The sequence below is a fragment of the Bosea sp. ANAM02 genome (genome assembly GCF_011764485.1).
Lineage (GTDB): Bacteria > Pseudomonadota > Alphaproteobacteria > Rhizobiales > Beijerinckiaceae > Allobosea.
Window position 1 is genome coordinate 604,145 of sequence record NZ_AP022849.1, and the last position, 25,113, is coordinate 629,257.

A 25,113-nucleotide genomic window follows, 5' to 3' on the forward strand; every position below is an offset into this window, starting at 1 on the left:
AGCATGTCGATCGTTCACGACCTCTTCTCGAACCCCGAGTCCGAGTTCTTCTCGATCGGCCTCGGGGGCCGCCTCGGCAAACCGCGAGCCGCCCAGGCTCAGTTCGCTGAGGCCGTCGAGGGACTGCTCGATCAGCGCTCCGGCATCGGGATCATCCAGGGTGAGACCGGGTCAGGAAAGACGGCCGGTTACCTCGTTCCCGCCCTCTTGAAGGCGGCAAAGACAGGCGCTCTGGTGGTCATCTCGACGAACACCCTCAACCTGCAGAAGCAGCTGATGAAGGACGCGTTGCCGTCGGCGCTGGTCCTGATCGAGCGCCTCACTGGCAAACGCCTGCGAGCGGCGCGCCGCATCGGTCGCCAGAACTTCATCTCGCTGCCCGGCCTGCAGATCAAGATCAACGATCTCGCCCGCGAGGCGACCCCGAACTCGGCGCTCGTCAAACTGTTGGGAAGGATACACGCGGAGCTGTCGATCGATCCTGCAAACGCGACGAAGCAGCACGTATCCGAAGCCTTTGGCCAGGAGCTCGGAGAGATCGGCGTTCCCGCACACTTCTTCGATCAGCTTCAGATCGGCAGGGTGGATGGCGACGACTACGCATACCTCAAGATGCTGGATGACAGCGTCAATTGCGACGTCCTCGTCACCAATCACGCCCTGCTGACCTACAACCTCATGTGCTCGGGAGGCTTCCTGTACGACGTCAAATCCGACGATCGCCGCCCTGTCATCATGATTGTCGACGAGGCCGACGCCCTCGCTTCGATGGCCGCCAGCCTGGCCACCCGTAAGCTTCCGCTACGCGACCTCGACTACGCTGCCTCGAGGATCGATGTCGCGAAGGCGACGCGGACGAGGTTGAACAAGTGCCTGAAGAACATCGCAGCAAGCTTCGACCAGGCCCGGGACGCCGGCGCCATTTTGAACCGCCCGAGCGACATCGCAATCATGCCCCTAAGCGGGCAGAGCAATCTCCAGAAGGTGCTGCTCGGCGAGATCGAGGAGGTCGAAGGAATTCTGACGACGTGCATGTCCAAGGACGGGCTCGGCACGATGCGCAGGTACGATCTCGACACGATCGTGAGGGATCTGCAGGCGATCCGCGCGAACCTGGCGCGCCAGGGCGGGGCATCCAGCGAGATCCTCTCGCTGTATTGGTCGCCAATTCGCAACTTTCCAGGCTTCCACATCGACGGAGGCGATGCCGGCAGGATCATCTCCCGGCTCTGGCGCCTTGAACACCTCCGTCCGGCCACCCTCCTGTTCACCTCGGCGACGCTGACAGGGGCCGCCGATCGCGGCATCCCCATGGCTGGCTTCGCGCGCGAAATCGGAATGGGGCAGCGGGTGCTCGCCGAGACAGTTTGCGCCGCCTTCGCTCCGGAACAATTCGGGAGCATGGACTTCGTGTTGATCGACCCTCGGATAGCTCCTCCCGTCACGATCCGGAACGACGGTGATGACGATGACACGAACACGATCGCCAACCCGGCCATCCTACCCTGGTGGTGCGGCATGATCCGCGCGGCGTCGGATAAGGGCGGTCGTATCCTCGTGCTCCTGCCCTCCCATCGGGATGCATCATTGGTGCGTGATGCTCTCGGTGCCATCGATGGGCGGCGTATCTTGCTCGACAGTCGCGATGAAGGCGCCCAGGTGCTCAGGGCATTCGAAACCGACGCGTCCGCCATCCTGATCAGCGCGATCAGGTGGGAAGGCCTCGATATGCCAGGCAAAATCCGCCACATCGTGATCCCGCGCTATCCGCTCACCCCGCGCGACGTCGTCCGCGACGCTCTGCGCGAGGAGTCCCTGCTCGCTCGCGGCTACAAGAAATCATCGATCCGGGCTCAGGCCTTCATGGCGTCGCTCTCGCAGGCCCGGCGCAAGTTCTTCCAGGGGGCCGGCCGGGGCATTCGGATCGAGTCGGATAGTGTTACTATCTGGATCGGGGACAGCCGCTGGCCCCTCTCCGATGATCGGCGCGAAAGGCACCCCGAGGTGATCTCCCGAAACTGGGCCAGCTCCATGGTGTACGCCGTCCCGCAGCGCTTCCGCTCCAATCTCGACAACGCGGCGATTTACAGCCTCGCCTCGGGCGTGGGGCCCTTCGAATCCATCGAAAAGGAGCGAAGGCAGAGCAGGCTGTCCGCATTCCTGGACAAAATTCGTCCGCGACGTGAGGACGTTCCGGATGCGTTGCCAAGGCTTTAGTTGGGCACCTCCTATGCCGACCCTTCTTTTGCGGTTGGCCGACAACTGTAGAGGCATCGCCGCCGTCAATGACGAACCTATGCCGACCCTTCTTTTGCGGTTGGCCGACAACATGAGCGATCGTTTCACGATCTGCCTGCCCCTATGCCGACCCTTCTTTTGCGGTTGGCCGACAACTTGTTGACCATGGCCGGCACGTTCACCACGCCTATGCCGACCCTTCTTTTGCGGTTGGCCGACAACGTGGTCGCCTGAGCCTTCGACAGTGACGATCCTATGCCGACCCTTCTTTTGGGGTCGGCCGACAACAAGCCCGAAGCCAAAATCGCCCGCGGTGATCCTATGCCGACCCTTGATTTGGGGTTGGCCGACAACTTCGATGAGAGCTGGAAGCATTTCGTTACTCTTATTCCGACCCTTGATTGGGGTTGGCCGACAATTTGATTACGCCAAGCGTTTCGTTGCGTATCCTTATGCCGACCCTTTCATTTGAGGTCGGCCGACAAGGAGCAGTATTTCCGGGAGGCCTTGCTTCTACTCATGCCACCCCTCGAAGAGGTTGGCCGAAAACTAGGAAGGCGGAACGCGGCGGGACGCAATCAAGTGCCACCCCTGGTATGGTGTGGCCGACAATTGCTTGACCGAGGTGATGATCGTTCGGGCATTTATGCCGCCCCCTCGATTCCGGGTGGCCGACAACTGTGCCGGTGGTAGGGTGGTCGTGCCTGACCTATGCCGTCCCCGTGATAGGGTCCGGCCGATAATGGCACTGTCAACCGCGATATGACGATGTTTCCCATGCCAGCCCCAGGTTGGCCGACAACGGCGATCCCGGGTAGAACCGAAACGGCTCCCTATGCCGACCCTTCTTTGGGGGCGGCCGACAACTTGGAGAGCTCGTCGGTGATCCAGGAACCTCCTATGCCGACCCTTCTTTTGGGGTCGGCCGACAACGTCATCGTCAGCACAGACGATCAGATGCGGCCTGTGCCGACCCTTCTTTTGGGGTTGGCCGACAAGTTGCGGGAGAGCCGGCGCCAGGCAGCCCCTATGCCGACCCCTCTTTTGGGGTTGGCCGACAACCTCGGGTTCACGACGCCCGCGCTTCGACGGCCCTATGCCGACCCTGGCTTTTAGGGTTGGCCGACAACGGCACCGTCTACCTCGCGCTATTCACCGCCCTATGCCGAACCCTTCTTTTGGGGTTGGCCGACAACGAGAAGACCACGAGCGCAACGGCGAACAGCCCTATGCCGACCCTTCTTTGGGGGTTGGCCGACAACAGCGCGGTGCGCTTGTCGGTCTCGTTCGAGCCTATGCCGACCCTTCTTTTGGGGTTGGCCGAAAACGCCATGCAGTCGATCGCGTAACTCAAGGACCTATGCCGGACTCGGTTCGAGGATCGGCCTACAACGACAAGGCGGAGAAATTGCTCGACGAGCGGTACATGCCGACCATCCATTTGGGGTTGGCCGACAACACGACAGCAGAGCCGGAAGCGATGCGCGCCCTATGCCGACCCATCAAATGGGGTTGGCCGACAACGCCGTCCAGCCAGCATGAAGAGATCCTTCTCTTGGGGTTGGCCGACAACTTCGGCCACCCCAGATCAGGGGCGGCATAGGCATGCTATCCCTCCAATGGGAGTGGCCGACAACTATGCGGGCGCGCTCGCCTACCTGATGAACCCAATGCCGACCCATCAAATGGGATCGGCCGACAACTTCTACGGCTGGCATCAGGCCGACCGTTTTCCCAATGCCATCCCCCGCTTCTGAGGTTGGCCGACAATTGGTCGTCGATCGCATCGAAGACCGCATCGCCTATGCCGACCTTTGAATTGGGGTTGGCCGACAACAAGGCAAGCGGTGTCTGCTGACGGTTCGAACCTATGCCGACCCCCAGACTAGGGTTGGCCGATAACCGCCTTATGCTGTGGGCCGCTTGCAGCCCTCATGCCGCCCCCTGAAACGGGGCGGCCGATAAAATCTGCGGCAGTTCTTCAAGGAAAAGCCTGGCAATGCCAACCTCGGTTGCGGTTGGCTGGTATCACCTCATTCGCAGAATGGAGTGCGGCGACCCTATGCTGCCCCCTCACCAGGGCAGCCGACAACGTCCAGCTCCATTTCAAGCGCCAACTTTGCCACCCCGTGAATTGGGAGTGGCCGATAACTCGCAAGCGCGCTCGATCATGCGTTGAATCCAATGCCGCTCCTTCGAACTGGGGTGGCCGACAACAAGCTTTGCGAGCGGCGTTTCATGCTCGCACCTTGAGGGGCAGGCAAACCGGAGCGTGGCTCGCCTGCAATTGCGCTGCGCCTCTCTCCGTCGTTGCCGGCTGCGGCGTTAACGCATCCACGGCATTTTAATTGATAAACCTTTAACGGCTTCAACCGGCGTGCGATCCTTGGTGCGTTCAACAATTGAATCGCCGGTCCATCGCATGATCCTTCGCTTCCTCAAGATTGCCGCGCTGCTGCTTGCATTGGCCCCGGCACCGCTGGCGTTTGCAGTTGGCCCAACGGATGGTCAGATGACCTTCGGCGACGTGATGCGCCTCGGACAGGAAGGCAAGCTGAAGACCATCGTGGTCCTGGGAGAGCGTCAGGCCGTGGTCGAGACCCGAGAAGGCGCCCGGGCGGCTGCGACGATGCCGCTGAACCAGACCTGGGCGACCGAGCTCGCCAAGGCCGGCGTCAACATCGAATTCCAGGCTCCCGATCAGTCGACCCTGAACCTTTCGCTCTCGATCTTCAGCGTCGTCGTGCAGGGCCTCGGGCTCTTCCTGATGGCCGGCCTGGTCGTCTGGCTGCTGCGGACCGCGCGAAGCAAGATGGCGATCGCGGACTTCGTGAAGCCCCGCGACATCAAGGATCGCATCCTCTTCCAGCACGTCGCGGGCGCTGACGACGGCAAGGAAGCGCTCAAGGACATCGTCGACTACCTACGCGACCCATCCAGGTTCGAGGCGGTCGGCGCCAAGCCGCGCAACGGCGTCCTCCTTGTCGGTGATCCTGGCAACGGAAAGACGCTGCTCGCGAAGGCCGTCGCCGGCGAGGCGGGTGTCCCGTTCATGGCCTGCTCGGGCTCGCAGTTCCAGGAGATGTTCGCCGGCGTGGGCGCGGCACGCGTTCGTTCGATGTTCAAGAAGCTGCGGAAGGCGGCCCCGGCCATTCTGTTCATCGACGAGATCGACAGCCTCGGCAAAAAGCGTTCATCGAGCTCCTCCTCTGTCGAGAACGACTCCGCCAACACGCTCAACGAGCTCCTGACGCAGTTGGATGGCCTGACCTCCGGGAGCGGCATCGTCATCATCGGGGCCACGAACCGCGTCGAAGTGCTCGATCCGGCCCTCATTCGCGCCGGCCGCTTCGACATGCACGTCATTGTGCCGTCCCCGGATCAGAAAGCGCGCACCGAGATCCTGAAGGTCGCCAGCCGCGACGTCGAGCTCGCCGACGACGTCGACTTCGCCACGATCGCGCGCGGCACCTCCGGTTTCTCGGGCGCGGATCTTGCCATCCTGGTCAACGAGGCAGCGATCCTCGCTGGGAAGCGCTCTGCGCACCAGGTCACCATGGCGGACTTCGACCAGGCCCGCGACAACAAGATTCTCGGAGGGACGCGCGGCACCTTGATGATCGACCCAGCCGAGCTGGAGACCATCATCGTGCACGAGAGCGGGCATGCCCTGGCGAACGTGCTCCTGCCGGCCTGTGACCCCATTCACAAGGGCACCGTGACGCCCCGCGGACGTTCGCTGGGCCACATCGCCACGATGCCCCTGAAGGACCGCGTATTGGTAACTCGGACCAAGTTCCTGTCCGAGCTCGTCATGCTGCTTGCAGGCCGCGCGGCGGAGGAAATTTTCTTCGGCGCCGACATGGTCACCAGCGGGGCCACCTCGGACAGCGACCTAGCAACAACGACCGCCTTTGACATGGTCGCGAGGTACGGCATGGGATCGAGCATGGCGAGCCGCGTCGGCTCGTCGCGTCCGCTCTCCGAGGAGACCAAGCGCCGCGTCGACGAAGAGGTCGAGGAGATCATCCGCGCCAGCTATGAGCGCGCGAAGGAGCTCCTGCTGGCGAACAAGCCCGCGCTGGATCGGCTCTGCGCTCGGTTCCGAGAGGAAGACACGCTCGATGGAGACGAGATCCGCCGGATCGTTGCCGAGAGCAGTCCCGCAGTCAGCGCTGCCGCTTGAGGCACCAGGCGATCAGGCTGGTGCCTCGGACGCGTATCGCTCCCAGGCTTCTGCGATGTCTGAGCCTGCGTCGAAGCCGAAGAACTCGATGTGTTTCCCAGCGAGCTCTCGCCCGGCGGCAGCGACGGCTTTCCTCTGAGCTGAATTCAGCCAAGAGACGCGCTCCGCCAACCGATCAGCTTCGCCTAGTTCAGCACTCGCACGCGGCGAGAGACACCCGCTGAACGCAGCGAGCGCTTTCCGAACCTCTCCGCCACAGGCCGGCACCATCACCAGCCAGGCGGGCAGCCAATTGACGAACGTTCCATCCAGCATCATCTGCAAAAGCGCCCCGAAATGGCCATGCCTGAGATCCTCCTCGGTGATCTCAGTCCAGTTTGCGACCGGACGACCCAGCGATTCCATGCTGTAGAATTCATAGAGCTCCTCGATCGGAACTGCTCCATACGACAACTCCGGAGGAAATGCGTCGGACACGATGTCGATCAGGCTCTTCATCTCAAATCCCCGCCAATTCGACGCAATTCCTGTAGGCATTATTGACCTGATTGATTTGCGTCTTGTGATTCTTATCTCCACCGCGAAAACATAATGTTTCTCGACGGGATCGAGCCACCGCGCAGAAGCGAAACTTGTCCGCCTTATTCTCAAGGATAGCGGCACTGTCAGTCCTCAGGCACCGCAAGGGCGTCGGGCTTTTACATGCTCGCTCCACTTCAGCGTTCAACCGACGAAACTGCTCCGGGCCGCAATCACCCGGCGGCGGTAGCCCTGCATCCTTCTTGAACTTGTGGACCAGCGCCGCGCCCCCGCCGATCGCAACCGCGCAGCTGATCTTGTGGTCGAGGCAGGCCTTGGCAGCCTTGTACGCGAGAATGCCGCCTCCGACGCCCACTCCCATCTTGATGGCCCCAGGGCTAGGCATGAGGGCGGTCTGCGCTTGAGCAGCGACGGCAGCGAGGAGGAGTGCGGCGGACAGCATGAGGATCTTCATCCATCCGTCATAACAGGCATACCTTCAAGGACCGGAAACCCATTCCTTCAAATCGACAGTACCCGCAGCGCTAGCCGGCCGGGCGCAACCCCGGTACTGGCTTTCCCGCCCAAACCAGGTGCTCCGGATCGAGCTCGGTCTCGCCTTCGTGCCGATAGGCAGCCAGGTGCCCGGCTTTGGCCACCGAGAAGTCGAGGCAGGTGCGCCGCGGATGCAGGATGCGCGGCTCGCCCGCCATCCAGTAGTGACCGAAGAACACGAGCCGCTCCTCGCCGAGATCCGCGAGCCAGTCGGATCCGAGAGCCTCGTCCGGCAGGAAGGCAGCCGTTTCCTCGTCGACGATCGCGGCCGAGCGGAATGTGGTCGCCTCGTTATCCCACCAGCGGACGCGGGTGTTCTTCCTCTCGTGCCCATCCTTGTCGAAGAAGGTAACGCCGGGCGGCAGCGCGACCTCTGGGCCCTTCAGCAAGGTCTCCGTGATCTCGTAGGCCCTGGCTCCCTTCGTGAGCGCCTGGAACCAGCCTTCTTCGGTCAGGACGTGGTTCGCGTCGGTGAGGCCCGACAGCTCCGCCTGCAAATCGCGATGCCAGCATGCATGGATGGCGACGGCGCCATCGAATTCGACCCAGAGAGGCAGCGAGCGGAACCAGGAGACGATCTCCTTGTGCTGCTCGCTGTCGTTGCCGACCGCATCGAGGAAGGCGGCATGCTGCGCACGATTCTTCGTCCCACGCACGCGGAAGTGCCGGCCGGGCTCGTCCGGGATCTCCGTCGCCCAAGCCACAGCGTTGAACTCGTGGTTGCCTTGGATGGCGGCGGCGCTTCCGGCATCCACCATCCTCCGAACGATATCGACGACGTCGAGCTGGCGCGGCCCCCGGTCGATATAGTCCCCGCAGAACACCGCGATCATCGATGGATGCCGCCATGCGCCGCCGGCGTGCTGGAAGCCGTTCTCCGCCAGCAGCGCTTCGAGCTCGTCAGCGTGGCCGTGGATGTCACCGATGAAAAGCCTGTCAGCCATGGCGCATGCCCACCGATTCGAACGAGAAAGCCGTGTCGGGTGCGTCGCCGACGGGGCCGGAGAAGACGAGGTCGTCAGGACGCATCATCGAATGCACGGTGCGTATCTCCATCGTCCCCGTCGCGATGTCCAGAGCCGTCAGCGCGCCTTCCTCGCGCCCGAGCCCAAACACGCCCCCCGTATCGAGCGCAACGACATTACCGAGCTTCGCAACGCGCCGCAGAGGCGTGTGCCCGACATAAATGCGCCCGATGCCTTGAACCCCGCTCTCATCGAGCTTGTGAATGCGATCCCTGCCCCAGAGCGCGCATTCGGCCACGTCCGCGTCGCCGGCCTCCAGGGCCCCTGTGAAGGCCTGCCAGCTCATACCCCTGGGAACATCGGCGTGCACAACGCCGACCAGGCCGCGGTCGGTTTCGATCTCCAACGCGAGAGGTAGTTTCCAGAGAGCATCGAGAATGTCCGAACGCAGCTCGTCGGGGGTGTCTCTCCACCATTCGAAGCCGTTCCGACTATGCAGAAATTCCAGCACGGCGGGGTGTGCATCTCCGCCCTGATATGCTTCGAGGAGCATGCCCTCATGATTGCCGAGGACAGCCTCTACGAACGAGCACGACAGGAACTTTGCTGTCCGGTGCGAGCCCGGGCCGCGGTCGATCAGGTCGCCCACAGAGATCAAGCGATCGCGTGATTGATCGAAGTTCATCTTTTCCATTGCGCGCAGGACAAGATCGAACATGCCATGGATGTCGCCGACGATCAGATCCTTCCCCTTGGTATTGAGGGGCAGCCGCTTCACAGCCGGCTTCGGCAGTCGCTTCAGCATTTTCACGTCACCGCTTGATGGAATCGAACGAGCCGAGAAAGGAATCCGGCTTCAATCCACGGTGGCGCGGTATCCTGAAAGCTGCAATCATCGATCCATTGACGATCCCCCGATAGATTCTTGAAAGCCCGATGCCCCGCGGTCGTACCCCTGTGATCACCAACCTGGCCGGCCATCTGCTGGTATCGCCTCCTGGCGGCACGTCCAGGAACATCGTCTACGTCTGCGAGCATGCCGATGCGGATCACACGGCGTTCGGCCTAAGACTGGGCAACCCCGTCCCCGAACTCGACTTCAGCCAGGTCCTCCTTCAGCAGGAGATCATCACCCCGGAAGAGAGCCTCATCCTCCCCGATGAGACCAAGCGCATTCCGGTCCTTCATGGCGGGGACAATGACGGCCGCCGTGGCTTCATCCTGCATTCGAGCGACGTCTTCCTGCCTGATCAGACACAGAAGATCAGCGAGATGATCTCTCTGACGCGCACCCCGGACCTGCTGCGCGCGATCGGTCGACGCAGCGGACCGCGACGTGTCCTCTTTGCCATTGGCAGCCGTGCCTGGTCGCCTGGCGCGGTGACGAAGGAGATCTTCGAGGGCGACTGGCTCGTCTGCCCCGGGGAGCCCGAAATCGTCTTCGGTGCCAACCCTGAGGAGCAGTACGCTATGGCGCTGGCGCAACTCGGCTTGAACGCCGCGACCCGCATTTCTGCGCCCGGCTTTGCCTGAATGCCGATCATCGCCCGCAACCACAGGCAGGATGCCTGGCAGCCGCTGAAAGACTGGCCGTCGGATACCTACGTCCAGTGGGGCGGGCGAGGCGTGGTGCTGCGCGCGGACGATAAGGGTGGCTCCTATTCGACAGCGTTCTTCGAGGCGATGCCCGCCGGCGGCGGCTTCATTCGCGGCGAAGGAAAATCGATCGAGGAAGCGGAAGCCGACGCATTCAGCCGCTTCGAGAAGGAGGCCGCCTGCCGGCCCCATCGATGGGGGCGCCGCGGCTACACTAATGGCGGTGCGAAATGCCTGCGTTGCGGATCCTTCAGGACGGCCTTCAAGTCGATCTACGAGATCGGGGCATGGCGCGCCCCGCTCAGCGCGACGGAGCTATCCCTGCTGCAGATGGGTGGAACGCGTCAACGCGCGGATGACGCGCCCGATGTGAACCGGCGCCGGCGGCACCTCTATCTCCGGGCACGCCTCGCCGGTCTGACGATCCCCGACGCCGGCGATGAGACCGACGAGGACGATTTCGAGCAGATCTGCCGCGTTGCGGTCGCCCGTTGGTTCGCCTCGCGTCTGCCGGAGATGACCTCGCCCGAGGAGAGGCCCAAATCATCGCTGATGGGGGAAGTGTTCGATCGCATGCACCTGCGATCGCTTATGCGCGATGCGATCGAGCTCGGGTTCCTGCCGCCGGAGATGGCGCCGGCTTAGGCGTCGTGCAGCCAGAGGAACTCCTCGAAGATGGCCCGATCAGATATCGCGACGACGCGATTGCGATCATAGGCCCTCGCCCAGGCCGTCTTATCGCCGCGAACTGCGTTGGCAATATCGGCCTCCGATAAGGACCCGAGCCGGGCCCAGGCATTCTCGATGGCGCCGAGCTCCGAGCGCAGCTTGAACTGCGGATAGGCTTGCGCCGGCAGCGGCTGGCGCAGCGGAAGGGTGCCACGCTTGTTGAGCTCCGCCTGCAGTGCCTGCGAACCCGGGCCGCCAGGCATGGCGAAAAAGCGGTCGTCGACCAGAATGCCACCTTCGGTCTGACCCATGAATTGCATATGCGCAAAATAGACAATGCGCGGCGCGCTCACGGGAGCGACGGTGCCGCGCGACACCTGGATCAGGTGATTGATGGCCTGGAACAGAGAAATGCTCACAACGATATGTCCTGAAATCGAGAGTGGTTCGCAGTGTCCCGGCGGGTGCTGGACGGGTCAATCGACGGGGACGACTTGCCCGTGGACGGGCGCTCCTGCCTTGCGTCGTCTCGACCTAGCATCGAGAGCAACCAACGCCTTCGTGGATGTCCCATGCCGATCCTTTCAGTTCCCTTCACCTATGAGGCGACCGTTCGCTACAAGCGGAAGCGATCGACCTCGATCGACTGCTTTCGGGCAGAGATCCCAGTCGAAATCGCAGAGGTGTCGGCGCAGGACGCCCCGGTGGCGTTCCGGGTCAAGGATCAATGGGCACGTCCGGTTGATCAGACCTACCGCTGGCGGGACAGCAAGCTCTGGGCGAAAGCTCTCCTGCGCGAGAAGCCGGTGACGCTGGAGGTTTTCGTCGCATCGCTCGACGGCACCAGCCACGAACTCAACCCGACCTCCAGACATTCCGATCGCATTCTCGAACGCGAGCTCGATATCCAGGAAGTCCATCACACCGATCGGGAAGAGGTCGAACGCAAGGTCCGGAGCGCCGCTTCCGAGATGATGTTCGTCGATGGCGTCCAGTGGGATGTCGTCGAAGAGCCCTTTCTCGCCGCCGACATGGAACGGGACTATCCGAGCGTGCGGGTGATCGAGGGCTCTGACCGCCGGCCGGCGTTCCAGTCATTCCGACTCGACGAGCTCGACCTCATCAAAGAGCTGCACGCGGAACGGATCGGCCGCGCCAAAGGCTTTCGCGAGCCAGATTTGATCGAGATCCTGATCCCCGAAGCCGTTCAGCATCGCTTTGAGCCCGAGCTACTTCTTGCAACGGCCCGCGAGGTCAGCCGCACCATGGCTGATCGCCTCGCTCTGCTGGATGCCCCGTACTTCGTCGCATTTGCAGGCCTTCGCGACGAGACATACGCGCTGGAGCACAAGCTGCGTACCGATCCGTTCGCAAGCCTTGGCGAGCTCTCTCTCAAGCTGCGCGAAGCGCTGCAACAGATCACCACCGACCGCACGAAGCATGATCTCGGCGGAGCCTGGTTCGAGGAGGAGAAGCTCAGGGCTCTCGCGCGAGTCGACCGCTATGTCGGGGAAATCGAGCTCGGCACGCTCGATATGAAGCCCTGACGCGGGTACGATCGCGTCCTCGGCCCGGGGGATGCGATGCCTTTCCGCTTCAACATGCTTCTGCAGGACGCGGGCATAGAGCCTTCGTCAGTCCGTTTGCTTCGTCATCAGGACAACCGCTCCATCAAGGGACGAAGCCCGTACGAACTCTGGCGTGATAATCGGCCGGCGTTTGATGAGTACCAGCGCGTCCAGACCTTCTCGAACCGCGCGAAGCTGCAAGCCCCATACTGGGCCTCCTTCGTCGTGACCTCCACCGGCGAGACCTTGTTCGCCGGGCTCTACCGCTGCCAGTACAGCGGGATCAACGAGGCCGACATTTCTTGGCCCCACGCTCCAGGCACTGATGCGGCAGGGACGCGGGACGTCTATGCGCTCGAACTGGATCCGCGCTTCGAGGACCTGCAAGGCCGGCTGGTGATCGAGTGGGGCCTTGGTGGTCGAGCCTGGATTCAGCGCGCCGATTTTCAGGAAAAGGCCGTAGCCGAGATCTGGCGATCATTCCGAGAGCCCGAATTCCCAGGCTTCACGGAGTTCATGGCCGACCTGTCATCGATCGAGCGATTGCCGGCAACCTGGTCGACGGCGCTCTCGGCCGTGAAAGGCGTCTACCTGCTCACATGCCCACGCACCAAAGAGCAGTATGTGGGCTCGGCCACAGGCGCTGATGGCTTCTTTGGTCGCTGGCTCACCTACCGCGATGGGCATGGCGGCAATGTCGGGCTCAAGAGCCGCGACCCCAGCGACTATCGCGTTTCCATCCTGGAAGTCGCCGGCGACGGCTCTCTCCCAGAGGACATCCTGGCAAAGGAGTCCCTCTGGAAGCGCAAGCTGCAAAGCGGGGCGATGGGCCTCAATCGTAACTGATCAGGCCGCCGGCGCGAGCCGCGTCCGCTCCTCGAGGAGAGTGGCGGCGCTCGCTATCAACACGTCGATGTTGTTGAGGTCCGTCACGGCGCGCGCGTCGTTCAGGAACGGTTCCGAGAGCTTGAGCTCGCCGCCCTCGATGGTCCAGGTGCCCAGAAAATGCGGGAAGCCAGTCAGACCGACTAGAAGCTTTCCGGCCACCTCGCGCTCGCTTCGTGGCGCGCAACCGTCGAGGTTGTTGGCGTAGTCGCGATGGAACTCGCTCGTACGCAGACGCGAGGGCGCGCCGGGATCCCCGTAGCTCACGAGGTGCCCGTTGGGATCACGGCCGAAGCGCGCGATGGAGATCGAGGTGATCGTTCCCTCGCGCGTCGACGCCATGATCTGGTACTGGCCGTTCTGGCAGTGAAGGGTTACCAGGGCCCAATCGCGACGGCATGAGACGCTGACGGTGTTGTCGAGTTCTTCGATTTCGAAGGGGTCTCGGCCCGAGGCGTTCTCGCGGGCAAAGTCGATGATCGAGGTCAGCGCGCCGAGACGCTCTGTAAGGCCCGACGCATGCGCGCTGAACTCCAACTGATCCAGGAATGCGCGGGCTGCCGTTCCTGGCATCCCGCCCTCGCTCGCGGCTGTCGCCATCGCGACCTGGCTGACGAGGGACTGCACCGGGTCAGCGCGATAGTTGATGTAGGAGCGACTGCCGATCTCCAGCGCGCGCTCCGCGATCTTCGCATCCTCCATGGTCGCAGCCATCACCGGACGCAGCAGAGAGACGACGTCCGCGAATTCCTTCGCGCTGCCGACATTGGCGTCTGTGAAGGACCAGGCGCCGTTGCTCTCGTACGAAGGACGGGCCGAGGTGATCGCAGACCCGACCGAAGGGCCGTTCACGTGCGCCTTGACGATGTCGGCGAGGCTCGGATCGAGGCGGCCACGCAGTGCCGCAGCGTGGCGCAGGAAGCGCTCCATCTCCCAACCTTCCGCAGGCGCTTCATAGGCCGGACGCCGGCCGTAGGAATAGAAGAAGACTTCCTCGACATCGGCAGCCTCTTCGGCGCCGGTCATATCGGACGGGAAACCCGAACGCTTGTATTCCTCGATCAGGTCTTCTTCGATGGTCATCTCCGCGATCAAGCGCCGCGCGCGGCGCTCGCGCTCTCCCTCGGGTAGCGTGACGAGATTGGCGCGACGATCGAGCTCGGCCAGGTGCGAAGCGGAGGTGTCGAGAGGCGGACGAACGTCCACGACAGCCAGGTAGCCGTTCGGCGAGCCGTCGTGCTCAATCGCGAGCGCGATGCTGAAGGGATGCCCCATATCGACGCGACGAATGCTCGTGCCGCCGACCCGCATGCGATCGTGAGCTGCGCCACGGGCAACGCTGATGATGCTCGGCCCAATCGCCTCCAAAACGAACGAGTTGAGAACGCGCTCGAAAATCGAGAGATCGACATTGCTGCTCACGTCGGCAGCGAGCAGCTGCTCGCGCAGGGGCTGCAGGTCAACCTGGGTGGCGGGCTTATGCGCGGGACGGGACAGGGGCATGTCGATCTTCTCCATCCCGAGACCGTCGCGGCAGGATATGAAAGGCACAACATGTGGAAACGAAAGTGGGGTGCTTCTGTTGCCAGGCGCAGCCCCGAAGCCCCGCCTGACGGTGCTACCCGTCAGGACTTAACGCCGGACCGGCACCGCTCACGCGGCGACGGCGTACCCAGCAGCATGGTTGTCGTTGGCAACTATGCGTAAAGCCCGATAACGGTGGAGCCATGCCGAACAGCAAGAAGAACTCGTCAGCGCCCGTCGAACCTATTTCGCCCCCATCATCAATGCACCGGGAGATGCACTCATGGTGGAGGCGATGGGTATCGCACCCATGTCCGAGCACCTATCATGTCCGACCGTCTACTGTCGTAGCCGTTGAAGCGGCACCCCCAACATAAGGAAATTCGAGGCAACCATCAAGGTCTTCTCTCTTTCGGTCCACGGATCGGGGCCGTGTTCCATGGTGCAGAACAAGGAATCGCCACTTTTGACCCTATGTGTCCTGGCCAAACCGTGCATTCCCCAACGTTTGCAATCCTTTGCACCCCCTGGCTTGGAACTTCTTTTGCTCCCCGCGCTTTAAGGTCCGGAGGATTGTTTGATGAAGCGTTTTTCGCCCGCGGATCTGATCCGCACCGGCTGCGATGAATTTGACCTTCAGTGCTTGAATGTCGTCGTCGGAACGCGTGTCTCTGCAACCCAGTCCAGCACCTATATCGCCTCCGCTCGTGAGACCCAGCGGGGAGGGCGGTCCCACGCGCGCGGCGAGGTTCGCGACGCCGATATCCTTTCGGTGATTCCTGCGAAGACGCTCGACGAAGCGCCCCACATGCGTCGGCGCATCATCGCCGAGACCCAGGCGATGCCAGCCTATCTCTATGCGTTCCACCATTGGAGTGGTGGGAAGCGGATCACCCACGGCCATGTTCTGACCCGGACAGCAGAGAACCTTCATCAGTTCCTGGGGGCGTGGCCCGCGGCGAACGACCATAGCCGGGCTGTAGTGGAAACGATGACGAGCTACGTCTCCAACCCGGCCGACGCCGTGGCGGGTGTTCTTGAGCGGGCCCGCGAAGCTGGCCGAACCACGCTTCCTGCCCAGTTCGAAGAGATGCCGATCGAGCTGCGCAACGCTGCGGAGATGCTCATTCTCGGTAGCTGTGACCCGTCTGGCGACTACAGCGACAGCTACCACAGCTTGAAGTTCATCCTCGGCAACGACGATATCGTCCCGTCAGCCTCGCTTGAGCCGCATGCAGGCGAGATGCGCCACATCCTCGCTGATCTGTCTCCAGACAACCGGCTGCGCATTCGTGATGCCATCGTCGATACGATCGACACGGTGATCGCGCAGTCTGAGCCTCTGGCGCCAGGCGCTTCCGCAGAGGCGGTCATAACCCGTGAGGTGTTCCTCGCCTACGCCAAGCGGGCCGCCGGCGAGGAACCAAGGTCGGCTTAGAGCTGGAGGAGTTCGCGGACTGCGAAGCCGTGGTCGAAAGCCATCTTTGCCGGCACGATCTCACTCTTCGGCAGCCATAGAACGGAGCGGGCGTCGGATCCCGCTTTCACCGGCGGTCGTGGCCCCTTCAGCCGGTAGTGGTAGACCTGCGAGACAAAGCGTCCGCGAGGATCACGATCTGGCTCGTCGAAGACCGCGTTTCCGACGAGGAACTCGACCATCATCTCCGGGGTCATGGAAGCCTCCTCGCCCGCCTCCCGGAGGGAGGTCCGCCTTAGGCGCTCCCGTGGGTCCTGGAAGCCTCCAGGCAAGGCCGGGAAGCCCTCGAAAGGGAAGCGATCTCGGACGATGCAGAGCACGTCGTCTTCGTGCTCGATGAGCGCATCCGCGGTGTTGAAGCTCGGCTCGTAGGGCGCATTCGCCCACTCAGCGCGATACCGCGCCGCGGCCTGGTGCTCACCCAGCAGGTATCTGAAGCGGTCTGACCTACGCCAATCATCCAGGAAGGGGGCGAGGAGCGGGGCTGGCGAGAGGTCGCCGAAGAGGTCGGCGGTCGAGCCTACGCTCTCCACGCGGCGCACCTCATCGAAGACGAAGTCCGGCAACCCCCGCGCCTCGTCCATCGCGGCCTCGCTCGACCAGACGCCACGCGCTTCCGACGCTTTCACGCCTGCTGCATCAAGCGCTTCCTCCACACTACGCCGACGGGCTTCATCGAGGTATGGGTCATCGTCGATCGCCTGAATCGCGACGACCCCTGCCGCGACTTCCTGGGGGAAGAGAAGCGTGAGCATCTCCTTCTGCACGTCGACGGTGAACGGCTGCAGGTGAGCCGAGATCGGCCGGTCGGCGCCATTCAGCAGGATGACCGTCCGATCGCTGCCTGCGATCACGTCCGCAAGATAGGCGGCAGCGATCGGATTCCAGAATGGAACGCGCTCGGCGATGACCGATACAACCATCAGAGCACCCGATCGGTGATGATGGCGCCCTGGTTCTGCATGATCAGGAGCCCCATCTGGTGGAAGAGATCTTGCGGGTGCGCCGAACTGGCGGGCAGGCCAAGCTCCACCGCGGTAGCGAGCGGCAGGTCATAGGTGGCACATGCCGGCTCGTGCACGATGATCTGGTCGACCTTGCCGATGAAGCCGCGTGTGCGCGCCGACAGAAGGCTGACAGCAGCTGTCAGAACACAGATGTCGGTGCAGATCCCGACCAGCACCAACGTATCGACGCCGGAGCTCTTCGCCCAGTCGAATACGATGTTGCTCCCATCCGGCCTGATGCCGCCGATGACTCCGTTGATGCATTCCTTGGGCATCACCAGCGTCTCGGGATCATTTTCCAGCCATTCGAGACGGCTGACGAGCATGTCATCGCCGGTGCCGACCAGACAGTGAGGCGGGTACGGCTTCTCGTCCTGCTCAGCTGTGTGGCTGTCCCGAAAGACCAGCTTCGGACCGATCCTGCGGGCGAGTAGATCGGTCTCCTCGATCATCCGCTCGATCTGCGGGTTCGGAACCGCCGGCGCCAGCGGGCCCCGGCCGGGCGTGCAGAAACCATGCACCTCGTCGACGACGATGAGACCGATCTTGCCGCGGCTGAGATCCAGAGCCGACATGACCAGAGGCGCCGTCCCCTCGATCGCCGTCATCATCGGGTTCGTAATCGCGTTCATCTCCTTCTCCTCAACAACGATCGCCGCGGCGCGAGCGCGCGTAGTCGCGCTTCTCATCGCGGTTCGAAAGCGGGCGCCACTTGCCGTCGTCCTTCAGCTCCAACACCTCGCCGTCGCGGCCCAGGCCATCGGCCTTGAAACGCGTTCCCACCGGCAGTTTGGATTCCGGGGGCGCCGTGCCTCGCAAGGCCTGCCGAAGATGCGGCGGATAATTCCACTCGATGAAGCTGTGCAGCCTCTCGGGGACATAGCGCCGCCACTCATCATCGCGCCTTTCGATCAGCGCCCTAATTTCCCGGCCCAGTGGCAGGCCTGATTTGTCGCGGTCGACGATATGGATGCGCTTCCCGCTGTCGACGTCTTCGTAGACCGTGGCCAGCGCCGAGTCGAAGACCCGGCTGCTGTTGCCGTCGCCGAGACGCGCGAAGGCGGGCTCGTACCATTTCGCGTCGATCCGGCTACCGGAGAAATAGTCCGTGGGTGCCGGCAAACCCAGCCCGCGGATCTTGCCGAGGACATAGGCGCACCAGTCATCGTTATCGACAGAGGCATCGATGTCATCGAGCGGTATGAAGCGGAACCCAGCGGTGTTCTCCGGCGGCCCTCCGAAGATGGCCTCGATCATCGACATCCGCTCTTCAAACGTGAAGGGATGCCCTTCCTGACCCGACTTCTTGACGCTGCCGATGCCGACTAGGCACCGCTTCGCCGTCGCCCGCATTTGAAGAAGCAGCCTGAGATGGCCGTAGTGGAGGACCTGGCTGTCCACGACCGCCAGGCAGACCCGATCTTCGTTATTGATCTGCGCCATGGTCACACCCTGACGGCGGTTTCCGCCATCCCCTTTGTTCCGAAAATTGCCTTGTAGCGCTCGACCTCGTCGGCAGGTCCGGTGGCCTTCGCGAGATTGTCAGAGAGCTTCACGGCCGGGCGACCGGCGGCCTCGATCACCTTGCACACCAGGGAGATCGGGTTCAGCCCGTCGCCGCCCGCCGGGGCGCAGCCGCGGAAATCATTGGTCAGATTTGTGCCCCAGCCATAGCTGACGCGCACACGCCCGGAGAAGTGCCTGAAACTTGCCTCGATCGAGTCGATGTCCATGCCGTCGGACAGGATCAGAAGCTTCTCGCGGGGATCTTCTCCGCGCTCCTGCCACCATCGGATGAACTCGTGGCCGCCCTTGATCGGAGGCTTGGAATCAGGCCTGGCCCCGGTCCACTTCGCGACCCAGTCGGGCGCATCCCTCAGAAACGCTGTCGTCCCATAGGCATCGGGCAGCAGCACCAGAAGGTTGCCGGAATAGATCTTCGCCCAGTCGGTAAGGACCTGGTAGCGCGACTGACGCACCGCTTCTTCGTTTTCGCCAGCCATGGCGGCGTAGACCATAGCCAACTCGTGCGCGTTCGTGCCGATCGCCTCGGTCCCGGACTGCATTGCGATATGGACGTTGCTCGTGCCGACGAAGGATGACCCGAGGCCCTCGGCCAGCGCCTCACAGCACCAGCGCTGCCAGAGGTAACCGTGTCGGCGCCGGGTACCGAAGTCGCCGACCTTGAGCAATCCTTCGTTCTTGAGCGCCTTCAGCCGCTCGACCTTGTCCCAGAGCCGCGACTTGGCGCGGGCGTAGAGTACGTCGAGCTCGAAGCGCCCCATACCTTTCATCGCGTGGCGCGCGCGCAGCTCGTTGATGATCGAGAGCGCGGGAATCTCCCACATCGTCGTCTGCGACCAGCGGCCGGCGAATCGCAGCTCGAACTGCCCGTCGCGGCGCTCTAGCTGGTACTCCGGCAGCTGGAAGTCGGCGAGCCACTCCAGGAAATCCGGCGCGAAGATCTGCTTCACGCCGTAGAAGGTGTTGCCGGCAAGATAGATCAGCTCGCCCTTCGTGAAGCGTAGGGTCCGCGCATGATCGAGCTGCGCGCGCAGCTCCGCCTCGTCGATATCGTCAGCCAGACGCACGCTCTTCGATCGGTTGATCAGCCCGAACGTGACCGGCACGTCCCGATGCTGGCGCCAGATCATCTGCAGCATGAGCAGCTTGTAGAAGTCGGTGTCGAGGAGCGAACGAACCACCGGGTCGAGCTTGAAGCTGTGATTGTAGACCCGGGTCGCAAGATCGGTGTAGCTCATTGCATCCTCACATCTCGAAGGCGTTGACGATCGGCGCGCGGCGATCGCGGCCGAAGGCCCTCGGCCCGATCTTCAGGCCGGGCGCCGCCTGCCGGCGCTTGTATTCGGACTGCCGCACGAGCCGACCGACGAAGCGCGCGTGGTCGAGGGTGAGGAAGCGATCATCCGTTTCCCCCAGAACCGCCTTGGCGCGAACCAAGGCCGAGGCCGCGTCGAGATCTTCGTCGACGAGGCCGCGCAGCAGTTCGTCCAGGATGCGGTAGGGCCCGAGCTTCGCTTCATCGGTTTGGCCAGCGGCGAGCTCAGCGCTTGGCGGCTTGTTGATGATCGCCTCTGGGATCGGATCCAGCGGCCCCAGAACACCGTCGGGGCGCCGCTCGTTGCGCAGCTTGGCGAGGCTCCAGACCTCCATCTTGTAGAGGTCCTTCAGCGGGTTGAAGCCGCCAGCCATGTCGCCATACAGGGTGGCGTAGCCGACGGCCCCTTCCGATTTGTTGCCGGTCGTGACGAGCATGTGCCCGTGCTCGTTCGAGAGCGCCATCAGGGCGATCATCCGAACGCGAGCCTGGATGTTCTCCTCGGTCACAGTCGGCTGCTCGCGGCCGTGAATGCCGAGCATCTTGCCGACAGCCTCGACCGGCCCCGCGATCGGCATCTCGACCAGTTCGATCCCGAGGAGCTCGCAGACCAGCTTGGCGTCGCCGATATTCTCTCCAGAGGTGACCTTCGAGGGAAGGGTCACTGCCTTCACACGATCAGGTCCGAGTGCATCGACGGCCATAGTGCCGGCGAGGGCAGAGTCGATTCCGCCGGACATCCCGATGATCACGCTCTTGAAGCCGCTCTTGTTGACATAATCGCGCAGCCCGAGAACGCAGGCGAGGTAGTCTGCGACCTCGTCATCGGGGTAGGGTTCCTGGTGCGGGAACTCGTCACCGAACGGGACCGAGATTGTCTCGATCGACTCCTTGAAGGCGGGCAACTGGGCCCGAACAAGCCCCTTGTCGTCGAGGACGAAGCTCGCGCCGTCGAAGACGAGTTCGTCCTGGCCGCCGACCGTGTTCAGGTAGACGAGGGGCAGCCCGGTCTCGCGAACCCTGGCCTTGGCATGAGCCATCCGCTGCTCGCGGTGCTTGCCACGAGTGTACGGGCTGCCGTTGATGAAGATCAGGACGTCGGCCAGTTCGCCAGCCAGATTCTGGGCCACCGCGGGGTGCCACATTTCTTCGCAGATCCCGATACCAATGCGGACGCCGCGGAATTTAATGGGGGGGCGGAAATCGCCGCAGGCGAAGTTGCGGACTTCGTCGAAGACTCCCTCGTTTGGCCTATCCCGCTTGCGGGCGACCTTCTTGGAGCCGTCGGGGCCGATGAAGTAGGCGGCGTTGTAGGGAAGCGCCGGGCCCTCCTCGGGAGCACCCATGATGACGGCCGGGCCGCCGACGGCCACAACCGCCTCAGTGATCCGTGCGAGCTCACGCTCGGTTGCCGCAAGGAACGCCGGCCTGAGAACGTGGTCCTCGATCGGATAGCCAGTCAGGAAGCATTCCGGGAAGACGATGACATCCGCATCGGTGTGCTGCTTCAGCACCTCGATCGCGCGGTCGGCATTGTTGCGGAGATCACCGACGCGCGGATTCAGCTGCGCCAGCACAAGATTCAACTTGCGTGTCATTCTCGATCCTAGTCTCACCCGCGGAGCGGATGGATTGGTGCGGCGTCGGTGTGACCCTCATGGATCCACCTCGGCGGCAATGAATATTCAACGCCTAGTACCCGAAACTGTCAACTGGCATAGCGATACGCCTCTGCGGTTGTTCCATGCGTGTGTCCCACGCATCGTGATCGAACAACCCCCGGAGAACCCAATGGACTTCCAGAAAATCGAAAACGAACGCCGCGAGGCCGCCGACGCCGAGTTCGAAAACTACGATTTCGCGGAGTACGAACTCGACGACAAGAGCGGTTGGGAATACGTGACAGGCGCCGGGCCGGCCGAATGGACGCGTCCGCTGTTCTTTGCCGACCCCGAGGATCCCGATGCGCCTTCAACGCCAGGCGTTTTCCGCGTGGTCTTCGCGCACAACTCGTCCGAGATCACCGAAGTGACGGCATCGATCAACGGCAACGATATCGGCCAACGCTCCCCTGGCCAGCCGACTCCGTGACCCCGTAACGAAAGAGCCGGCCATCGGGTGATGGCCGGCCAAGTCGAGGGGAACGAAACGGGCAAGGGGAGGAGCACCCGTCTCAAGGATTACCATCACGATTCTTTGGACGTCCCACAATCCATCCCACTATGGATTCGGTGGATAGCCATAGCGCTCAAGGGCCGCCAGGACCGCGGACCAGCGCCTCGGCCAGGCGCTCCTCTCGACCAGCCTTGTAGGCCTTCTCGATGCGCGCGCAGATCCCCTCCAACACGAACAAGCGCGTGTCGGATCGAAGCTTGAATGCCTCGCGATAGACCTCCAGGCTTTTCGAGACTCGCTCCAGGTAGGGCAGGGCCGTCTCTGCCGCCTCACGCTCTTGCGCGGCATCGGCGCCTTCGTCCGCGATCAGGCTGTCCATCTCAGCCCACCCGGAGGCTTGGGCCAGCGTGACCAGACGCGTCCCTTCGGCGCGGCTGATGGGCTCGCATAGCTCGGCCATGATGTGGAGGCGCTCGAAATCGAGCATTTCAAGCCGCTCGTCCGCGATGGACCAGTGGCCGTGGTGACGTGGCAGCATGTCGATCTCCTTCCCGCAGAGGCTACCCGTGGATGATGCAACCCGAAACCGGCTACCGGTTTGCTGACCTGGTCAGCCTGCGCTAAAACGCGCGGCGGTTAGTGAGGTGTGGTCAATGCTCGTCGACATGCTGCGGGAACAGCAGCTGGATTTCGTCTATGAGGATGGATACCCGGCCCAGGACGCCTTCGAACCCGTCAAGGCTCGTCTGGAAAAGGCTTTCATCTACGTTCTCGACAGCAATGCCATGGCGCTCGCGGCGAATGTCGCTCTCAGCAAGCCCTCATCTCTGCTGTCGGCGTTGCCTTTCGCCAAGCTTCCGTTCCCACGCGTCTTCATCGAATTCTCGAATGAGGACCTCAAGCGTTCAATGGCAGGCCTAGGCTCGACCAATGTCCGTCCGCCCCACACTGCGACGAAGCTCATTCGCAGCGGCTTCCTGATCGAAGACCAAGGCGACCACCTGCTCGTCGACTACATCATGGCGCAACAATACGGGGACAAAACGGTTGTCGAGCTCTCGCCGGCACAAGGCGTGTTCGACCTAGCCGACGTCGAGCTACCCGATGGCAGCGCGCCCAATCCGTTCTCTTCCGAGCGTCCCGAGGCGATCAGCGGCAAGATGCAGGAACACCTGACCTTGATCGCGAAGAGCCCCCTCGAAGGCCGCTGCTACCATAACCTGCAGGTGCGCTTCCGCTGGCGTCCGCATCCCGATCTCGCGCGGATGAGCTTGAGCCAGAAGAGGATGATGGGCTCCGACCAGGTCGAGGCGATCCGGGAACGTCAGGCAATGGAGGCCCGTCGACTGTTCAACCTCGCGATCCTGCCGACGCTCATCCTCCTCAACTGCCGCAACGCGGTCGAAATCAACTCGGTGGCCGCCCCTGACAAGCTCAACAAGCAGCGCGCGAAAAAGAACAAGCCCCCGATCGGCGCCTATAACGAGATACGCATCAAGCTCAATGCAGCTCGCCAGCGAATGGCATCCCGAGCAGGCGCATCAGTTCGCGAAATGACCGCCGCCTACGTCACGGGCCACTTCAAGGTTCGCAAAAGTGGTATTTTCTGGTGGTCTCCTCACGTCCGCATGGGCACTTTGCCGCCGGACCTCTCAGCCCCTCCAAAGATTCGGAAAGTGACCGCCTGACCCGGTCCACGAAAGGACCCCGCTGTCAATTCTTGATGACGTGGGCCCGCGTGCTACTCCTCGATACCCTGCTTCGAGGAGAGATTCGTGGAATTCCGCGTCGACTATGAGACCAACCGGGCGGAGGACTTTCCGAACTGGTCCTTCAAGCTCATGACCTCCGGGTTCATCGAGGAGTCCAGGGCGCTCATCGTCCGCTGGCAGGCTGACAGCGTTCCGAGTTTCACCCCCGGCATCATGAACGATCTCCTGTGCCTCGGCGACTCCGTCCGCGCGCTGTATGCGGCCGGCCTCGGCGAGCAACTCCGGTACGTCGTGATCGGCTCGTCCATCCCCGGAATGTTCAACATGGGCGGGGATCTCGGCTACTTCTCCGACGCTATCGCAAGCCAGGACCGAAAGGTCCTGTTCGATTACGCCCGATGGGCCATCAAGATCATCCATGATGTCTGGGATGGATTCGGCCATCCGGTCATCACCTTCGCCCTGGTGGAGGGAGATGCGCTCGGCGGCGGCTTTGAAGCAGCGCTCGCCCACAACTTTCTTCTGGCCGAGAAAGGGGTGCGTCTCGGGCTGCCGGAGATCACCTTCAACCTCTTTCCGGGCATGGGCGGCACTACCTTCCTGAGCCGCAGGCTGGGCTCGTCGGAGGCCGAGGAAATCCTGTTTCATGGTCGACCTTACACGGCCGAGGAGATGTTCGATCGCGGCGTCGTCGACTACCTCGCCGAGAGGGGGCAGGGCACGGCTAAACTGCTCGAAATCCTAGGTAATTCCGAGGCTTCAACCTCAATCTACCGGGCGCTTCTGAAGGACCGCGACGATCGGCAGGAGCGATGGCAAGTCACCTATGACGAACTTCGTAGGGTGGTCGATATCTGGGCCGAAGGATGCTTCGGCGCGAGGGACGTCGACGTGCGCCACATGCGAAGGATTGTTTCGACGCAGGTCAAGAAGCTCGCCGTCGATCCTTAGAATTTGAAACTCGATCCTTTACTCTTTTGAAGGAATTTGTGCGACGAAGGACTTCTACATGTGAGGTCCTATGTCGGCGTTCAGTTTGAACCTGTTTGTCCGGGCCGCCCGTCGAGAGAAGCTCCCGCAGGCGGTCTATGCCCAGCTCGTCGATGCCCTGTACGGCACATATGCGAGCTTCGTCGCCGGGATGGTCTGCGGCAGCGCCGTCGGCCTGGTGTCCTGGCTCCGTTCAGGTGATCCCATCTTTCTTTGGGCAACCGCCGCGATCTTCGGAACCTGCGCGTTCCGGACGGTCATCTTGTTC

At 62.7% G+C, this 25,113-nt stretch carries 24 protein-coding genes, 1 other RNA gene and 1 CRISPR repeat array; of the genes, 12 read left to right on the top strand and 13 right to left on the bottom strand.

All coding sequences use genetic code 11. From position 1 onward, the window contains the following. Window positions 1–3: 3 nt before the first annotated feature. The 4 genes from OCUBac02_RS26730 to OCUBac02_RS26740 all read left to right on the top strand — a co-directional run bounded on the left by OCUBac02_RS26730 (window position 4) and on the right by OCUBac02_RS26740 (window position 6,424). Window positions 4–2,217, top strand: coding sequence for an ATP-dependent DNA helicase (locus OCUBac02_RS26730; RefSeq protein WP_173050971.1), 2,214 nt, complete (start codon window positions 4–6; stop codon window positions 2,215–2,217). Window positions 2,218–2,227: 10 nt separating this feature from the next. Beyond that, window positions 2,228–2,592: direct repeats of the CRISPR family, unit length 36 nt; unit sequence CCTATGCCGACCCTTCTTTTGCGGTTGGCCGACAAC. Window positions 2,593–3,356: 764 nt separating this feature from the next. After that, on the top strand, window positions 3,357–3,587 hold the full coding sequence (locus OCUBac02_RS26735; protein WP_173050973.1) for a hypothetical protein: 231 nt from the start codon (window positions 3,357–3,359) through the stop codon (window positions 3,585–3,587). A 276-nt stretch (window positions 3,588–3,863) separates the two neighbouring features. After that, the gene (locus OCUBac02_RS27550; protein WP_280528869.1) at window positions 3,864–3,995 is read left to right on the top strand and encodes a hypothetical protein; all 132 of its coding nucleotides are present in this window, start codon (window positions 3,864–3,866) and stop codon (window positions 3,993–3,995) included. 1,010 nt (window positions 3,996–5,005) lie between these two features. Then, window positions 5,006–6,424, top strand: coding sequence for an ATP-dependent metallopeptidase FtsH/Yme1/Tma family protein (locus tag OCUBac02_RS26740; protein ID WP_173050975.1), 1,419 nt, complete (start codon window positions 5,006–5,008; stop codon window positions 6,422–6,424). A 12-nt stretch (window positions 6,425–6,436) separates the two neighbouring features. Here the strand turns inward: OCUBac02_RS26740 and OCUBac02_RS26745 are convergent, their stop codons facing one another. The 4 genes from OCUBac02_RS26745 to OCUBac02_RS26760 all read right to left on the bottom strand — a co-directional run bounded on the left by OCUBac02_RS26745 (window position 6,437) and on the right by OCUBac02_RS26760 (window position 9,268). Continuing rightward, complete coding sequence (locus OCUBac02_RS26745; RefSeq protein WP_173050977.1) at window positions 6,437–6,922, bottom strand: hypothetical protein; 486 nt, start codon at window positions 6,920–6,922, stop codon at window positions 6,437–6,439. 1 nt (window position 6,923) lies between these two features. After that, complete coding sequence (locus OCUBac02_RS26750) at window positions 6,924–7,418, bottom strand: hypothetical protein (protein WP_173050979.1); 495 nt, start codon at window positions 7,416–7,418, stop codon at window positions 6,924–6,926. A 70-nt stretch (window positions 7,419–7,488) separates the two neighbouring features. After that, window positions 7,489–8,442 carry a metallophosphoesterase gene (locus OCUBac02_RS26755; protein ID WP_173050981.1) on the bottom strand — a complete coding sequence of 318 codons (954 nt, stop codon included), beginning with the start codon at window positions 8,440–8,442 and terminating at the stop codon, window positions 7,489–7,491. Beyond that, window positions 8,435–9,268, bottom strand: a complete 834-nt coding sequence (locus OCUBac02_RS26760) for a metallophosphoesterase (protein ID WP_173050983.1) — start codon at window positions 9,266–9,268, stop codon at window positions 8,435–8,437. Before OCUBac02_RS26760 ends, OCUBac02_RS26755 begins: the two co-directional genes overlap by 8 nt. 152 nt (window positions 9,269–9,420) lie before the next feature. Between OCUBac02_RS26760 and OCUBac02_RS26765 the strand changes: the two genes are divergently transcribed. Then, window positions 9,421–9,996 (top strand): YqgE/AlgH family protein, encoded by a 576-nt coding sequence (locus OCUBac02_RS26765; protein WP_173050985.1) that lies wholly within the window; start codon window positions 9,421–9,423, stop codon window positions 9,994–9,996. Further along, window positions 9,997–10,704, top strand: a complete 708-nt coding sequence (locus OCUBac02_RS26770) for a hypothetical protein (RefSeq protein WP_173050988.1) — start codon at window positions 9,997–9,999, stop codon at window positions 10,702–10,704. On the opposite strand, the gene OCUBac02_RS26775 is transcribed toward OCUBac02_RS26770, so the two are convergent. Then, window positions 10,701–11,081, bottom strand: a complete 381-nt coding sequence (locus tag OCUBac02_RS26775; RefSeq protein WP_173050989.1) for a hypothetical protein — start codon at window positions 11,079–11,081, stop codon at window positions 10,701–10,703. The two genes, OCUBac02_RS26770 and OCUBac02_RS26775, sit on opposite strands and share 4 nt — an antisense overlap. A 330-nt stretch (window positions 11,082–11,411) precedes the next feature. On the opposite strand from OCUBac02_RS26775, the gene OCUBac02_RS26780 reads away from it, so the two are divergent. Together OCUBac02_RS26780 and OCUBac02_RS26785 are read left to right on the top strand one after the other, a co-directional pair. Then, the gene (locus tag OCUBac02_RS26780; protein WP_173050991.1) at window positions 11,412–12,275 is read left to right on the top strand and encodes a hypothetical protein; all 864 of its coding nucleotides are present in this window, start codon (window positions 11,412–11,414) and stop codon (window positions 12,273–12,275) included. 36 nt (window positions 12,276–12,311) lie between these two features. Beyond that, window positions 12,312–13,142 carry a GIY-YIG nuclease family protein gene (locus OCUBac02_RS26785; RefSeq protein WP_173050993.1) on the top strand — a complete coding sequence of 277 codons (831 nt, stop codon included), beginning with the start codon at window positions 12,312–12,314 and terminating at the stop codon, window positions 13,140–13,142. Here OCUBac02_RS26785 and OCUBac02_RS26790 read toward each other — a convergent pair whose 3' ends face one another. Together OCUBac02_RS26790 and ssrA are read right to left on the bottom strand one after the other, a co-directional pair. Then, window positions 13,143–14,699: a hypothetical protein gene (locus OCUBac02_RS26790; RefSeq protein ID WP_173050995.1), complete on the bottom strand. Its 1,557-nt coding sequence runs from the start codon at window positions 14,697–14,699 to the stop codon at window positions 13,143–13,145. It lies immediately after the preceding gene. Between the two features lie 49 nt (window positions 14,700–14,748). Beyond that, window positions 14,749–15,108, bottom strand: a transfer-messenger RNA (tmRNA) gene (ssrA, locus tag OCUBac02_RS26795). Between the two features lie 177 nt (window positions 15,109–15,285). Here ssrA and OCUBac02_RS26800 point away from each other — a divergent pair. Next, window positions 15,286–16,143, top strand: coding sequence for a hypothetical protein (locus OCUBac02_RS26800; protein ID WP_173050998.1), 858 nt, complete (start codon window positions 15,286–15,288; stop codon window positions 16,141–16,143). Here the strand turns inward: OCUBac02_RS26800 and OCUBac02_RS26805 are convergent. Genes OCUBac02_RS26805 through OCUBac02_RS26825 form a run of 5 tightly spaced genes read right to left on the bottom strand, consistent with a single transcriptional unit; the run spans window position 16,140 to window position 21,626 of the window. After that, window positions 16,140–17,105: an NUDIX domain-containing protein gene (locus OCUBac02_RS26805; RefSeq protein WP_173051000.1), complete on the bottom strand. Its 966-nt coding sequence runs from the start codon at window positions 17,103–17,105 to the stop codon at window positions 16,140–16,142. The genes OCUBac02_RS26800 and OCUBac02_RS26805 overlap by 4 nt on opposite strands. Further along, window positions 17,105–17,797: an isochorismatase family protein gene (locus OCUBac02_RS26810; RefSeq protein WP_173051002.1), complete on the bottom strand. Its 693-nt coding sequence runs from the start codon at window positions 17,795–17,797 to the stop codon at window positions 17,105–17,107. The genes OCUBac02_RS26805 and OCUBac02_RS26810 overlap by 1 nt, the downstream gene beginning before the upstream one ends. 34 nt (window positions 17,798–17,831) lie before the next feature. Then, a complete protein-coding gene (locus OCUBac02_RS26815; RefSeq protein ID WP_173051004.1) occupies window positions 17,832–18,632 on the bottom strand; it encodes a hypothetical protein in 801 nt (266 codons plus the stop codon). A gap of 2 nt (window positions 18,633–18,634) precedes the next feature. Beyond that, on the bottom strand, window positions 18,635–19,951 hold the full coding sequence (locus OCUBac02_RS26820; RefSeq protein WP_173051006.1) for a nicotinate phosphoribosyltransferase: 1,317 nt from the start codon (window positions 19,949–19,951) through the stop codon (window positions 18,635–18,637). Between the two features lie 7 nt (window positions 19,952–19,958). Next, window positions 19,959–21,626 (bottom strand): NAD+ synthase, encoded by a 1,668-nt coding sequence (locus OCUBac02_RS26825; RefSeq protein WP_173051008.1) that lies wholly within the window; start codon window positions 21,624–21,626, stop codon window positions 19,959–19,961. 193 nt (window positions 21,627–21,819) lie between these two features. Here OCUBac02_RS26825 and OCUBac02_RS26830 point away from each other — a divergent pair, with 193 nt between their 5' ends. Then, window positions 21,820–22,119 (top strand): hypothetical protein, encoded by a 300-nt coding sequence (locus tag OCUBac02_RS26830; RefSeq protein ID WP_173051010.1) that lies wholly within the window; start codon window positions 21,820–21,822, stop codon window positions 22,117–22,119. 157 nt (window positions 22,120–22,276) lie between these two features. On the opposite strand, the gene OCUBac02_RS26835 is transcribed toward OCUBac02_RS26830, so the two are convergent. Continuing rightward, window positions 22,277–22,681, bottom strand: coding sequence for a hypothetical protein (locus OCUBac02_RS26835; protein WP_173051012.1), 405 nt, complete (start codon window positions 22,679–22,681; stop codon window positions 22,277–22,279). Window positions 22,682–22,796: 115 nt separating this feature from the next. Here OCUBac02_RS26835 and OCUBac02_RS26840 point away from each other — a divergent pair, with 115 nt between their 5' ends. Both OCUBac02_RS26840 and OCUBac02_RS26845 read left to right on the top strand, forming a co-directional pair. Further along, window positions 22,797–23,831, top strand: coding sequence for a hypothetical protein (locus OCUBac02_RS26840; protein WP_173051014.1), 1,035 nt, complete (start codon window positions 22,797–22,799; stop codon window positions 23,829–23,831). Between the two features lie 87 nt (window positions 23,832–23,918). Next, entirely contained in the window at window positions 23,919–24,806 is an 888-nt protein-coding gene (locus OCUBac02_RS26845; protein WP_173051016.1) for a crotonase/enoyl-CoA hydratase family protein, read from the top strand. Window positions 24,807–25,113 lie beyond the last annotated feature (307 nt).